A 397-nucleotide genomic window follows, 5' to 3' on the forward strand; every position below is an offset into this window, starting at 1 on the left:
CTGGAAGCGCGGCTCTCATGGGCGCTAACTTTGACGCGCCGGTATATCCGTCGTCCCGAGCGGAGCGAAGCCCCTCGGATGACCTCGGGGTAAACTCCGTCGAGGGACCCACTCATCCTGGCGGACGTTGCATGAAGAGATCCCTCCACTCCGCTTCGCTCCGGTCGGGACGACGGAGGTTCATATTCGTATGCGAACCCCCTGCGGCGACGGGAAACATCAGACACGCAACACCTTGCCCGGGTTCATGATGTTCTTCGGATCCAACGACCGCTTTATGGTGCGCATCGTGTCGAGCTCGATCTTGCTGCGGTAGTGGGCGAGCTCGTCGAGCTTCTCGATGCCGATGCCGTGCTCGGCGGAGATCGATCCCGCCATCGAGGTGATCAAATCGTTG

General features: G+C 61.0%; 1 protein-coding gene. It reads right to left on the reverse strand.

The window, feature by feature from the left end:
• Window positions 1-219: 219 nt before the first annotated feature.
• Complete coding sequence (locus tag JG676_RS09915) at window positions 220-390, reverse strand: FAD-binding oxidoreductase (protein WP_373563822.1); 171 nt, start codon at window positions 388-390, stop codon at window positions 220-222.
• Between the last annotated feature and the right edge of the window lie 7 nt (window positions 391-397).

The sequence above is a fragment of the Campylobacter sp. 2018MI34 genome (assembly GCF_016598975.1).
GTDB lineage: Bacteria > Campylobacterota > Campylobacteria > Campylobacterales > Campylobacteraceae > Campylobacter_D.